Here is a 14,180-nt window from a genome sequence, read left to right as displayed (position 1 = left end):
CCACAGGGCAACGCCACACCCTTCCGCACTTTTACAAGTGCAGCTACGAGCTTCCGCTGCGCGGTCAATGAGAGTCAGTCGTGGATGCGTTCGTGAGAACGCGTTCAGGCAGCTTGCCCCCCATGAACCCGCTGCCAACCCCACTGAGCCACGCCACCCTTCCGCACTTTCACAAGTGCAGCTACGAGCTTCTTCCGACAGCCTCACTCGCCAATCGACACACTACGCTCCTCGGCATTCCCCTTCAGCTCCGGCGCATACATCCCCTCGATCACGCTGGGCAACGCGCTGAATTTCCCAGGGATCTCGGCACGGAGACGATAGGTCAAAGACTGCTTCCCGCGAGGCAACCTCTCCAGGTAGTGCGTCACCTTTTCATCGCGGAACTCACGATACGTATTGAGCCCCTGGCTCCAGACATACCCGCTCTGTAGATCCACGGCTTCACATCCGGCGGGCTTGAAGTCCTCCAGCATGAGGTATTCGTAGTCGTTCTTGCTTTCCGTGATGAGTTCCACCTCCAGCAGGTCACCGCTCTTCACCGTGGCCTCCGGTCCCAGGGGTTCGCGGCGATAACGCGACCCTTGCTGTTTCAGGGCCTGGCCATGGGCACCGGACACAAGGTCCTGCGTTTTCTCCGGCACCAGCTTGTAGAGGTTCCGCTGCACCTTTACCTCCAGGCCAGCCGCCCGGAGGTGGTCTTCCAGGGTGAAACAGGCGAGGTAAGCATTCGCGTACAATGGCCCGGCTCCTTTACGACGGATCTCCAGCTGGTGTTTGCCAGCGGTGAGTGCCTCGCCTTCGATCACAAAGGCGTGGTCGAAGGAGAAGAGGTTCTCCTTGTTGATGGGAGCCTCTTTGACTTTCTTGCCATCCAGCCACAACTCCACCATCAGGTCCGGGGCGGTTTCACCGGAGGCCTTGATGTACATGGCCAGGGCGCTGATGGCAGCGGCCGTGTCGCGGGTGCTCTTCCAGTAGTTCCCGTGCTTGCGGTTGTTCAGCAGGTACTTCACCAGACGGGAGGCCACCGGATCCCTGCCGTCCTTAATAAGCCGTAGCTTCAGGTAAGCGGCGAGGGTTTCGGTCTCGTCGTCATACCAGTACCACCAGCGCTGGTCGTTGCCGAAGTCCAGCCATGCGGTCTGGTTCTCCTCATCCTGCTTTTGGAACTGCTCCAGGTTGCGGGTGATCATGTCCCGGCGCTCCGTCTCCTTGACGGTGGCGCAGGCCAGCCCCACGAGGGCCTGCATCGATTTCGAAAGCTTGAGGCGGTCGTTGTAGAGGTGGGTGCGCATGCCTCTATTTCCGCGCTCCCCGGCAACCAGGGCGGCGTGCACGAGGGCGTCTTCATTGTCCGCCTGGGTTTTGTGATCCTGAGCCTTCTCTGGCAGGTTCAGGCGGCGCAGTTCCTCCTCCTCATGACGGGATAGCCAGTCCAGACCCCGGCTCAGCATGCCAGCGGGCACATCTGCTCCCGCGGCACGGGCCTGGAGCAAGCCATCCACCACCTGGGCGGTGAGGTGCGAGGAGCCTTGAGCGGCGCCCGGCCACCATCCCCACCCGCCGTCGTTGGCCTGCATGGACTCGAGCCGGTCAATGCCAGCCGCGGCCATCTTCTTGACGACTTTCTCGTCGAAGACCGGATCCTGGTCGTTCTTGCGATAGCGCCGCCACTGCTGGGCGCGTTTGACGGGATCGCCCAGTTCCTGGGCATTCAGGTTCACGCCCTTGTCCCGGATGGCTTTGAGATCCAGGCCAAGATCCAGCAGCACCTTCTGGGTGATCACCGTGGGTACAAACCGATTCAACGTCTGCTCCGTGCAACCATGCGGATAGCTCACCAGGAAAGGCAGTGCATCCACCATGGCGGCTGCCAGGCTGGGGCTATAGCGTACCTCGAACCGTGTCTGGGCGGGGCGACGCTTGTCCGGCACTTCAAAGGCAATGGTCCCCTGCCCCTGATCCGGGCGAATGGCCAGGCTCCAGGCGTCCTGCCGCAACATGCCGTGCACATAGACGGGAAACTTCTTCTCCACCGCATCGCTCTCACCGGCAGCCAGCGCCTTCATGCGGACAGTCGCTTCGCCTTCGGCGATCACCTTGACGCGCCAGTCAAACCGGTGCTCGCCACCGGGGGCAATCTCAAACCGTTGCTCGGTGGCCTGCCCCTCCAGCGGCGCAAGCGTCTTGCCATCCAGTTCGAGGACCGCACGCACGTTCTGCTTCTCCTTCAGATCATTGTGAACGATGCCAGAGAGCACCACCTCATCCCGCTCCACAAAGAAACGCGGGGCCTGCATGCGCACCAGCAGGTCCTTGCGACTGATCACCTCCACCGAAGCCTCGCCCACCTCCGTATTGGGCCCGAGGACCCAGGCCCGAAGCTTCCAGGTGGTGAGATCGTCAGGGAAGTGCACCGGCAGCGTGACCTTGCCCTGAGCGTCCGTGGTCGCCGCGGCATTCCACACCAGTAGATCGGCAAAGTCCTGCCGGATCATCGGCGTGGCCTCTTCTGCTCCTGCCACCGATTGATTGGAAGCCAGCAGACCATCAATCGAGTCCGCGGCGATCGCCTTGGACTTGGCAGCCTCCATGGGCGCGGCAGCCGCTGTCATGGGCGCTGAGGCCGGAGCGGGGAGGCCGGCCATGTCATAGTCCACCCGGCCATTCCGCTTGAACTCATTCTTGTATCCAAACCCGCCTCCGCTCCCTCCAATGGCAAAGTTCATCCGCGTGCTCATGCCAAGGTAGCGGTTCCCGAACACTCCCACCGCCTCCCAGTTCAGCCCTGGCAGTGAAATCTGAGAGTTCACTGTGTTCAGGGAGCTCACTCCTATCATAAAGTGATTCCGCTTCCAACCCCAGAAGAAGTCCCTCACGTTGGGCACGTTGCTCCCGCCAGAGATGTACTCGAGCGCCTTGTCATAGCCAGTTAGGATGACCGGCCCCTGCACCGGCGTGCCATCGGGGTGTTTCACCTGGATCTGCACTGTGCCATCGGCCTGTGGTTTATAAGTCTCCTGGGAGGGCGTGAGCTTCACCTCGGCAATCCGCTTGCTGGGCGGCACCGGCACCTGCACCACCTGGGTGTGGATCTTGGCTCCATGAACCGTCACCACCTCCAGGAAGAAGTTGGGCTGGTCATTCGTACCGACGGGCAGGGTGATGCGGGTGGACTTGCCCTGGGCCAGCGTCACCACGCGGGGCTTGGGATAACCGCCATTCTGAGGACGCTCGAACACCAGGATGCTGCCGCCCTCCTGGGCAATGTTCACCACAAAGGAGGCGTCTTCGCCGGGCGCATACTCCGCCTTCTCCGACACCACCTCCAGATCCGGGAAGCGGAAGTCCTTGCCGTCAAAGTCCTTTCCTCGCACCGTGGTGTGCGCCGTGCCTTCCACTTTGTGCCCTGCGCCGTCATCAAACTCCACCGCCAGGCGATAGTGCCCGGTCTGGGGGAATTGCAGCACCTGCACAGCCGGGTTGCCATCGCGAGCCACCAGCTCGAACCGTGACTTCTCAGTCTCCACCGGCGCGCCGCCCGGTTCGTACGTGACAGCCAGAACCTTCAACACCGCCTTGCCATTCACGGGACTGCCATCCGGCGTGCGGGCTTGCACCGAGACACGGGCCTCCGTGCCGGCTTCATAGAACCCGCGATGCGTCCATACATACACCTGATAAGGCTGGCGCGGGGCCACCACAGAGCCGGAGCCGGAGATCATGCGACGGGATGAGTCCGTCACCTCTGCAGTGATGTTGTACTTGTGATCCTGGTCACCGTGCAGCTCCTTGGCCAGAGCGGTTTCGATAGGGATCTTCACCGTGCCATCCGGGCCGATGTCCACCGTGGCCTCGGCCACGACTTCCGGCGGATCTGACCGCACACCCCACCAGGGTGGCCAGATGCGGATGCAGCTGGTGTAGCCGGGGAGCCAGGCGTAGTCATTGTTCCGCCACCAGTAGCCGGGGCCGTAGAGCCAGTCCCAGGGGGTCACGGGGAACCAGGAGGCATCATGACGCACGCGCTCCACCTTGTAGTGCACCTTGGCCTCGCTCACCGCCCCGCCGAAGTAGTACTTGGCCTCCACCGTGGCCGTGAAAGGCTCGCCCAGTTGCACCGGCTTCTCCGGCGTTTTCACTTTGACCTCGAACTCGGGCTTCTTGTACTCCTCCACCTGGAAGAAGGCATGCCCCGCGAGCTGGGTGTGGTTGCTGAAGCTCACTGAGTAGCGACCCAACCCGGCAGTATCGGCCAGGGAAAGGTCCAGGCTCATGGCACCATTCGCATCTGCGACCACATGCTGCTCCAGCAGCTTCTCCCCACGGGGATCATTGATGCGAACTACAAAACGCTGGTTGGCGAATTCATTGCCGTTCTTGCCCTCTTCATAGGTCGCCCGGCGGGCCCAGCCTGCCAGATAGACTTTTTGTCCGGGACGATAGGCGGGGCGATCCGTGGTGATGTAGAGCTTGAGCTGCTGGCCATCGGGGTTCTGGCCCATGTAGTGCCGGTAGAACGGGTTGAAGCCCACCACCGCCAAGCCGCCGTCTGGAGACTCCACCCTCAAGAGCCAGTTGTAGCGGTTCTCCTCATCCATATTGATTGGGAAGTTCCCCTCCGCACCGCTGGTGAAGCGTTGTTCGCGCGTGAACCAGTACTCCTTGGAACGGTTGCCTTCACTGCGGTACTCGTGGCGATATCCGAAGGCCAGCACCTTGGCCTTTGAGACCGGGCGTCCTGTGGTTGCATCCAGCACAAAGCCATGAGCCCCGGCCCCATTGAGCACGGGCTTGGTCAGCACCACCAGATCCGCGAGCTCCACCATACAGTGGGCCACACCGCCGCCCTCAAACGTGGCTTCGAGGAAATAGACACCCGCCCGGCTCAGCGGCGTCTCCAAAGTGATACGCCGGTCGGCATGCTTCGCCCGGGGTTCCAGGGCCACCTCCCAGGTGGCGGCAGGCTCGCCCAGGTACTTCTCCACTTCCGACTGGCGGACCGGCACAGATCCCGAGAGCAGGGTGCCAAAGGCCTGATTCAGCCACGTCCACTGGCTCTGTTCCCGTTCCTTTTTCCCATTGGCCCGCGCCTTGTACTCCGCCTGCAGGGTATCGAGCAGGGCGTCCACCTTCACGGGTCTGGCCGTGAGCTTCACCTGTTTGGCATTGCGAAAGACAAGATCCACGGTGGCCTTCTGACCCGCCGGCAGGGTGTCCTTGCCTTCAAGCTTGCCCAGATGGCCCTCAATCTGGCGGAGCCGCCCTTCAGCCACTTCCTTGACCTGCGGGTCTTTGCCATGTCGCTCGATGACCTCTTTCCACACTGCCGCGGCCAAGTCGCGCTGCTGGCGGTTCTCGTGGATGTATCCGAGTTGCATCAAGGCCTGCGGGGCGCTCGCGGTGCCGCCCGTTCCAAGCTCCCGCAGGATCGGGATGAAGCGGTAGTCTTCAGGAAGTGTGTGCCGGCGGATCCCGGTCGCCAGCCGGGTGATGGTCTCCTCGGGTTTGAGCGTGGGGAGATCGACAATACCTTGGCGCAGATTGCCCTCTTCCTTGCCGTCCTGTTCACTCCTTTTCACGATCAGCGGCCAGATGGCGGTCCGCTGCAGGGTATCCACATCCAGCCAGCCTTGGATTTCAGTCACAAAGGCAAACATCGCCAGATGGGCGGAGGCCGGATCCGTTTCCGCAGCCAGCTTCAGGAGATAACGCCAGCGCTCCCCGTCACTGGCGGCAGTTTCCCAGGAGGCGGGGATTTTGAAATAAACCGGATTGCCGGCAGCGTCCACGGGATAGCCAGTGTCGTCTGCCGGATTCCCCCACGGCCCCCGACCTCGGCCTGGCCACATCATCTGGCCTCGTCCACCTTCATTGATCTCCACCTCTGGCAGTTTCTCCAGGTCAGTCAGGCTCTGGAGTTCCCAGGGGGCCTTGCCGGAGAGGAGCCCATTGGCCTCCGTCAAAAGCACGTTTACCCGCTCCGCTGCCGTGGCACCTGCATCCTGCAAGGCCAGGGTGGAAGCCTTGCGCAACCAGACGAGCCCCTGCACCCGGTCGCGATCTGTGCTGTCAGCTCTCTTGCCTGTCCAGTTCTGCCGCTGGTACTTGCCATCTGTCACACTGCCTTGATGAGCGCTGCGCTCCAGGATGCTGGCGGAAAGGGTCAGTACTCTCCAGTTCTGGGGATGAGCCTTTTGCACGCCTTCCAGCAGCGCATCCAGCCCGGTGCCCGCCGTGCCCAGCCCCTGCTGGGCCGAAAACGCCAGCTCGAGACCTTTGCGCACCTGTTGATCGGTCGCACCGGATTCCTGGAGGGGCTTGTCCAACAGAGGCTGGAGCAGCTTCATCGCCTCCGCCCCATTGCCCTCACTCAGCAGTTTCTCGGCCCGCACCAGCAGCTTGGCCTGGTCGCCATCACTTTTGCCGCCAGCCCCCTGACCCAGCAGGTCTAGAGAAAAGGCTGAGTACCACACCACCACCGGCACGAGTGCCGCGAGCGTGGCGAACCAGGGGAGTTTCAGGAAAGAGCGTTTCATGAGCGAGCAGGGGGAAGTGCGAAAACGGGGCACCAGACGGCGAAAACGCCGCAGTGCGTTCATACTAGGCCTGACGGAGAAATCGTGGCAATCTTGGAAAATAGCCTGATCCTGCGAGAAGATTCGCGAAGGGACCCGGGACAGTGAATTCGACGACTTCGTGCTGACGGGTCGAATGTGACGAAAAGTCCACTTTGGACTCAGGCAAGGTGCCCCACAGTGACAGGCTGGTGAGGTTGGGTTCAGTCGTCAGCGGGGCGAGTACGGACACCGGTCTCCACAGGCATCCGCTTCCCCCCAATCCCCACCGTTCGGTGACATGATCGATCCCTCCCAAGGACACATTTCCAGCCAGTTTAATCGGGACCTCGGCACCCTGCGGGACAACGTCCTGATGATGTCTGCTCTCACGGAGCGCAGTCTGGCCAATGCCCAGGCGGGGCTGTTTCAGAGGGATGCGGAACGCTGCAATCGCGCCATCGCCGATGATGACGAAATCGACACCCTGGAGCGCGAGCTGAGCGCCGAGGCCATGCGGGTGATCCTGCGCTTCCAACCCGTCGCTCTCGATTTGCGGGTCGTCGTGGCCACCATCAAAATCAGCGTGAACCTGGAACGGATCGCGGATCATGCCGTCAGCATTGCTCGTCGCGCCCGCAAGCTGCTGGACTGGGAGCCCATCCCCCAGATGCCCGCCCTGGCCGCCCTCTTCACGGATTGCTGCAAGTTTCATCACCAGGTGGTGGAGGCCTTTGTCACTCATCAAGCCCTGTCCCCGAACTTTCTGGAAATCGCCCACGCCGGCCTCATCCGCCGCGCCCAGGAGTACGGCGATACCGTGGCCGCCCGCATGCCCTACGAGCTGGACCAGGCCATCAACGCCTGCATGGAGCTGGTCCACATCTCCAAGCTGCTGGAGCAGATCGTCGGCACCAGCCGCGACATCGGCACCGACACGCAGTTCGCCTTCAATCCCGAGTTCGTGGCGGTGCGCCGACAGGACGTTGAGTAAGTGGACTGACGTTGGATACCCCAACGCAGTTCACTCACCAATCGCCCCTCGATCCTCTCCCCGCTCCGCCCACCCCACAGATCGCGGGGCCCGAGCCCCCGCCTCCTTTACTCCGCGGCCATGTCACCTTGACGTTTGTTCCTGCTTTACAGGAGGCGGGGGTTCCTAGCCCCGCTCAGTCGCACGTCCTCTGCAATGGACCACACCGGGCACACACAAGCCCGAGCCAGCTCAGGTCTTATGTCTTTTGTCTTCCAGTCTTCTGTCTCCCGCGCAGCGGGTCTCACTCCTCAAACAGAATCCGGTTCTCCCAGCAGGACCGGCATTTCTTACCGACTGGGAAGGAAGCGGGGTTCACGCCGGGGATGACGTTGTTCCAATGGTAGGCCCGCACGCCGTCATGGCTGCAATGGCTGTCTTCATTGAGAATGACAAAGGTGTCCGGATTGGCTCCAGCGATGAGCTTGCCATCCCAGAAGACCTGCCGGGCATCACGGGTGTACCAGCGGGTCATTACCTGGAAGGTGTTGGCATCTGCACCGGGTACGGACTTGGTGAGCTGATAGACCCGGCGGGCATCCCGGCTGTAGGCATGGCTCAGCAGCCGAAAGGTGGCCGGATCGGCACCATCCACCTTGATCCCATTGGCCAGCACCTGCTGCCGGTCCCGGTGATAGGCCACCGCCCCGGAGTGCCCAATGTAGCGGAAGTTCGGAGCGTCTTCGGAAATCACATGCCCGCACCAATAGACGCGGCGGCTGTCCTTGCCCGCGAGCTCGTCCAGCAGCTTGAAGTTGGCCGGATCCTTGGAGATGGCGTAGCCCTGGTAGTAAACCTGTTTCGCGTCCAACGCGTAGGTATTGCGCAGGCGGGTGAAGGAAGCGGGGTCAGCACCGGGGATAGGCTTGCCACAATAATAGACAGTGGCCTTGTCCCGACCGTAGAACGAGGCAGGCTCGACATCGTCCAGCTTCTGGAACGAAGCCCCATCGGCCCCCGGGATCTCGACCGGACTCGAGATGCCGAACCCGCCATGGTAATAGACCTTGCTGCCCCGGACGTGATAGCCAGAGGCCGAGAAGCCCGAGGGCTTGCCCTGGGCACAGCCACAAGAGACCACCAGGGTGACGGCGGAAGCGAGGGTAACGGTCAGGGAGGCAGCGGATCGCAAGAGTGGGAGTTTGAGAGAACGGAGCGACATGCGGGGGTTGGGGTATTTGCGGTTTTCATGTCGCTGGCGATTTGGTTGTGACAGGAAATGGTTCGGGAGAGATGAGGGAGACTTGGCCTCAAGGCAGAGGGCTCCATGACCACCCGCCCTCCCGCTCCCCGGCGGGAAATGCTCCTCCAACACTCAAGGCATCCCACCTCCCTTCCGTGTCCGCAAACAGGGTTGGAGTACCGCGTTTACGCGGCTCACTTCACAAACCACCGAGGAGTCCCCCCTTTCCTGACGCCCCCATCAAAGCCTTCGGGAGCGAGACGCCTGCGCTCCCCCTAAAGCCACGAACTGCCCGGCGGCGCGCCTCAGCACTCTGGCAACCGCTCGCCATACTCCTTCATCAGTCGCTCGTGTTCCGGCCAGAACGGTCCGCGCTCGCGGTTCTCCAGCAGATCCATCAGCAGCCCAACATGGGTATGCCAACCAGCCGCGACGGAGACCATGTTCTCTTTATGAATGAGCCGCCGATGCGTCAGAACCAGCCGGACGGACTCCCCTTCTGGACTGAGCTCGAAGGTAACCTCGGACATCCCCTCACAGAACTGCCACTCGAACACCAACAGCGTTGGCGGCGTGCAGCGGATCACCTTGCCAGGAGCGGGCTCCATATCCTGGGTAGTCCGATAGTTCTCCGGCACCTCTTCGCCGGGCTGGCTGAGTTCCCGATGCCGGAACTGAAGCTCCATGTAGCCGCCGTCGCGCCGCTCCATCTGGCCGCCCGCGAACCATTTCCGGCGTTTCTCCGGTTCCACCAGGTAGCTCCAGACGCGCTCGATGGGGCCGGGAAGCAGACGCTCCAGCCGCAAGGTGCCGGGTTCTAGAGGGACGCCGTAGGACTGATTCACTGACTGTGTATTTGGCGGGGTAGCACTCATAATCATCCAGGGGGGTTTATGTTATTACGTTATTTATGTGATTGAATTTAACCGAGATCCTCGGGCTTGAGCAGCTCTTCCTCCAGAGCGTCCAGGCTGCGGTTCCAGAAGCGCTTCATATGGGCGAGCCAGATTTCGATCTCGCGGATGCCCGCGGGGTCGAGCCCGTGGATTCGACGTTGTCCCTCGGCGCGTACGGTCACCAACTGCGCCTGCCGCAACACTTTCAAGTGTTGGGAGATGGCTGGGGCGCTCATGTCAAAGTGGGAACAGATGGCACCGGCGGTGAGTTCCCCTTCCGACAGGATCTCGACAATGCGGCGCCTCGTGGGGTCGGCCAGAGCTTCCATCGGCTTCATGGGCTATTTATGAAGCATTCACTTAATTAAATCAATGCCTAAATAAGCATGTTCACCACCCTTTCCCAACAGGCAGTCGGATCAAACCCGGGCTTCGTAGAAGGATTGACTCCTTGAACATCGCCCCTCTCACTTCCATGACCCCCTACTCTCACATCGCCCGCCGAATGACAGCGGCCACCACCCTGGCTTGCGCGTGTTTCAGCCTCACCTCCCTATCGCTTGCAGATGACTGGCCCCAGTGGATGGGACCCAAGCGCGACGGCCATTGGCGGGAGAACGGCCTGCTGGAGAAGTTCCCCGAAGGCGGCCCCAAGATTCTGTGGCGCGCTCCGATCAGCGGTGGCTATAGCGGCCCCTCCGTGGCGGGCGAAAGCGTGTTGGTGATGGACTACGTGCGCAGCGACGGCGACCCGACCCCGAGCGCAGGAGCCCGGCAAAACCTGTCCGGCAAGGAGCGGGTGCTGTGTTTCGACGCCGCCACCGGCAAACAGAAATGGGTGGTCGAGTACGACTGCCCCTACTCGGTGAGCTACCCGGTAGGCCCCCGCTGCACCGTAACCGTCGATGATGATCACGCCTACGCCCTGGGCGCGATGGGGAACCTCCACTGTATTCACGTAGAAACCGGGAAAATCATCTGGTCCAAGGACTTCGCCAAAGACTACGGCGCCGAGGCACCCTTCTGGGGTTACTCCAGCCATCCGATGGTCGTGGATGATCTGGTGATCACCCTCCTGGGCACTCAAAAGGGAGTGGTCGTGGCCTTCAACAAGCAGACGGGAGCAGAAGTCTGGAGATCACTGGAAGCCTCTGCGCCAGGGTACTCTCCAGTGAATCTGACCCAAGCCGGTGGGGTGGATCAACTCATCGTGTGGCACGCAGATGCTCTCAACGGCATTAATCCAAAAACGGGAAAACCCTACTGGCAGGTTCCTCTGAAGCCGATGTATGCGATGAGCATCATGATGCCACTTATTCACAATGACCTCGTTTTTGCTGGTGGCATTATGGGGATCAGCGCGACCGTGAAACTGGATGCTCACACTCCTACCGCCGCTCTCAATTGGGAAGGCAAGCCGAACAATTCCCTGGGACCCAAGAACAGCACCCCGGTCGTTGTGGATAACTTGATGTACGGCTTTGACCGCGACGGCGACCTTCGCTGCGTGGACTTGCTCACAGGGCGCAGATTGTGGACAACTACCGATCCCGTGGGTGGGAGGAGCCAAAATAGCAGCACCGCTTTCCTCGTGAAAACAAATTCTAATTTCATCATCTTCAATGAAATGGGCGAGTTAATTACAGCCAAACTGGATCGAGAATGTTATTCACAAATCTCAAAAGCGAAGGTCCTTGAGCCGACGACCCCTCATGCCAACCGCAAGGTGATCTGGAGCTGCCCAGCCTTCGCTCATCGCTGCGTCTATGTGCGTAACGACGAGGAATTGATCTGTGTTTCCCTCGCAGCCGAATAACGCCTAGAACGTAAAAAGACCCGGGCCTTGGGGAGTTGTTCCCACAGGGTACCGGGTCTCTACTTGCTCACTTATTCACATATTCACTTTTTCACAAACTGGATCCCCGTGCCTTCCAGTCGGGCCTCGATGACATCGCCATCGACGAACTTCCCGTCGAGCATATCGAGTGAGAGCGGGTCCAGCACCAGCTTCTGGATGGCCCTCTTGAGAGGGCGGGCTCCAAAGACGGGGTCGTAACCATCGTCGGCAATCTTCCGCACCGCCTCGTCCGTGAGGACCAGACCAATGTTCTGCTTTGCCAGGCGGCTGACCACCCGCTGGAGCTGGACCTTGACGATCTCGCTCAGATCACGGGCATCAAGCCGGTCGAAGATGATGACCTCATCAATGCGGTTCAGGAACTCCGGACGGAAGAACTGGCGCAACGCATCGCGAACGAGAGCCTCCCGCTGTTCGGGGTTGGCTTCTTCCTGGATGGCATGGCTGCCAATGTTGCTGGTCATGATGATGACCGTGTTCCGGAAGTCCACCGTCCTCCCCTGCCCGTCCGTGATCCGCCCGTCATCCAGCACCTGGAGGAGGGAGTTGAACACATCCGGGTGGGCTTTCTCCACCTCGTCAAAGAGGATCACGCTGTACGGTCGGCGACGGACTGCCTCCGTGAGCTGGCCGCCCTCTTCATAGCCGACGTAGCCGGGAGGCGCCCCGATGAGTCGGGCCACGCTGTGCTTCTCCATGTACTCGCTCATGTCGATGCGGGTCATGGCGTTCTCGTCGTCGAAGAGGAACTCGGCCAGGGCCTTGCTCAGTTCCGTCTTCCCCACCCCGGTAGGCCCGAGGAAGAGGAAGCTGCCGATGGGGCGGTTCTCATCCTGGAGGCCGGCCCGGGCACGCCGGACGGCATTCGAGACCGCCTTGATGGCGCTATTCTGCCCGATGACACGATTGGCCAGACGGTCCTCCATGTGGGTGAGCTTGGACCGCTCCCCTTCTTGAAGACGGCTCACGGGAATGCCGGTCCAGGTGGCGACCACCTTGGCGATGTCGTCCTCAGTCACCTCTTCCCGCAGCAGTTGCCCTTTGGCGGCCCCCTGGGTATGGGCCTGGGTCGCCTCCTGGAGCCTCTTCTCCAGATCGGGAATGAGGCCGTACTGGATCTCCCCGGCACGGGCGAAGTCGCCGCGACGCTGGGCTTGCTCCTGCTCAGTGCGGAGGCGGTCGATCTCCTCCTTCACCTTGCGGCTCGCCTGCACGACTTCCTTCTCCTTCTGCCACTGGAGCTTCAGGCCGGAGCCCTTCTCCTTGAGATCGGCGATCTCCTTCTCCAGCTTTTCCAGGCGGGCACGGCTGGCGGGGTCGGTCTCCTTCTTGAGGGCCTGCCGCTCCATCTCACGCTGCATGACGTCACGCTCGATGACGTCGATCTCCGTGGGCATGGAGTCGAGCTCGATCTTCAGCCGGCTGGCCGCCTCGTCCACCAGGTCCACCGCCTTGTCCGGCAGGAACCGATCACTGATGTACCGGTGGCTCAGAGTGGCCGCCGCCACGATGGCGCTGTCTTGAATGCGCACGCCATGGTGCACCTCATACCGTTCTTTCAGGCCTCGCAGGATGGCGATGGTGTCCTCGACACTGGGCTCTCCCACGTACACCGGCTGGAAGCGGCGCTCGAGAGCGGCGTCCTTTTCAATGTACTTGCGATACTCGTCCAGAGTGGTGGCCCCAACGCAGCGCAGTTCGCCACGAGCGAGCTGCGGCTTGAGCAGGTTGCTGGCGTCCACGGCACCTTCACTCGCGCCTGCCCCCACAATGGTGTGGAGCTCGTCGATGAAGAGGATGATCTCGCCTTCGCTGGAAGTGACTTCTTTGAGGAAGGCCTTGAGGCGCTCTTCGAACTCGCCGCGATACTTGGCCCCGGCGAGCATGCCGCCCAGGTCCATGCTGATCACGCGCTTGTTCTTCAGGGAGTCGGGCACGTCACCCGCGACGATGCGGCGGGCCAATCCTTCTACAATAGCGGTCTTGCCCACACCGGGCTCGCCGATCAGGACGGGGTTGTTCTTGCTGCGGCGCGAGAGCACTTGCATGACGCGGCGGATCTCATCGTCACGGCCGATCACGGGATCGATCTTCCCCTGCCGTGCACGGGCGGTCAGATCCGTGCCGTATTTTTCCAGCGTCTGATACTTCCCTTCCGGGTCCTGGTCGGTCACCCGCTGGGCACCGCGCACGGAAGTGAGGGCCTGTAGCAGGGTCTCGTACTTCAGACCGGCCTTCTTCAGCACGCCTTCGATATCGGTGCGCGTCTTGAAGAGGGCGAGGAGGAAGTGCTCGACGCTCAGGTACTCGTCCTTGAGGTTCTTTTGCTCCTTCTCGGCGTTGGCCAGAGTTTCACGGAGGTCGCCGGAAAGCCGGTCCGCCCCGCCGCCGCCAGAAATACGAGGCTGCTTGGCCAGGAAAGATTCCACCGCCGACTGCAGAGCGGCCGCGTTGGCCCCCACCTTGTCCACCAGCGGCTTGGTGATGCCGCCGTCCTGCTCCAGTAGGGCCAGCAGCATGTGGGAGGGTTTGACCTCCGCATGGCCATAGCGGGTCGCAAGGGACTGCGACGACGCGAGGGCCTCTTGAAGCTTAACAGTGATTCGTTCAGGGTTCATAGATTGAGGAGATAGCAAAAATCGTTTCTACA

The 14,180-nt window shown here is 61.5% G+C and carries 7 protein-coding genes; 2 read left to right on the top strand and 5 right to left on the bottom strand.

All coding sequences use genetic code 11. The annotated features are described in order from the left end of the window. Positions 1 to 203: 203 nt before the first annotated feature. The gene (locus tag BV034_RS12900; protein WP_265592939.1) at positions 204 to 6,542 is read right to left on the bottom strand and encodes an MG2 domain-containing protein; all 6,339 of its coding nucleotides are present in this window, start codon (positions 6,540 to 6,542) and stop codon (positions 204 to 206) included. A gap of 319 nt (positions 6,543 to 6,861) precedes the next feature. Between BV034_RS12900 and BV034_RS12895 the strand changes: the two genes are divergently transcribed. Continuing rightward, complete coding sequence (locus tag BV034_RS12895; protein WP_050027416.1) at positions 6,862 to 7,554, top strand: PhoU domain-containing protein; 693 nt, start codon at positions 6,862 to 6,864, stop codon at positions 7,552 to 7,554. 283 nt (positions 7,555 to 7,837) lie between these two features. On the opposite strand, the gene BV034_RS12890 is transcribed toward BV034_RS12895, so the two are convergent. The 3 genes from BV034_RS12890 to BV034_RS12880 all read right to left on the bottom strand — a co-directional run bounded on the left by BV034_RS12890 (position 7,838) and on the right by BV034_RS12880 (position 10,010). Continuing rightward, on the bottom strand, positions 7,838 to 8,755 hold the full coding sequence (locus BV034_RS12890; protein WP_050027415.1) for a DKNYY domain-containing protein: 918 nt from the start codon (positions 8,753 to 8,755) through the stop codon (positions 7,838 to 7,840). 326 nt (positions 8,756 to 9,081) lie between these two features. Beyond that, positions 9,082 to 9,621: an SRPBCC family protein gene (locus tag BV034_RS12885; RefSeq protein WP_265592938.1), complete on the bottom strand. Its 540-nt coding sequence runs from the start codon at positions 9,619 to 9,621 to the stop codon at positions 9,082 to 9,084. Positions 9,622 to 9,698: 77 nt separating this feature from the next. Then, entirely contained in the window at positions 9,699 to 10,010 is a 312-nt protein-coding gene (locus BV034_RS12880; RefSeq protein WP_050027414.1) for a metalloregulator ArsR/SmtB family transcription factor, read from the bottom strand. Positions 10,011 to 10,147: 137 nt separating this feature from the next. Between BV034_RS12880 and BV034_RS12875 the strand changes: the two genes are divergently transcribed. Beyond that, a complete protein-coding gene (locus BV034_RS12875) occupies positions 10,148 to 11,488 on the top strand; it encodes a PQQ-binding-like beta-propeller repeat protein (protein ID WP_265592937.1) in 1,341 nt (446 codons plus the stop codon). 83 nt (positions 11,489 to 11,571) lie between these two features. Here the strand turns inward: BV034_RS12875 and clpB are convergent, their stop codons facing one another. Continuing rightward, positions 11,572 to 14,148 (bottom strand): ATP-dependent chaperone ClpB, encoded by a 2,577-nt coding sequence (gene clpB, locus BV034_RS12870; RefSeq protein ID WP_050027412.1) that lies wholly within the window; start codon positions 14,146 to 14,148, stop codon positions 11,572 to 11,574. Between the last annotated feature and the right edge of the window lie 32 nt (positions 14,149 to 14,180).

Origin of the sequence: Verrucomicrobium sp. BvORR034 (genome assembly GCF_000739635.1) — a bacterium.
Classification (GTDB): Bacteria; Verrucomicrobiota; Verrucomicrobiia; order Verrucomicrobiales; family Verrucomicrobiaceae; genus Verrucomicrobium.
The sequence above is the reverse complement of the archived record's forward strand: the minus strand, read 5'-3'. Positions and strand labels throughout refer to the sequence as shown.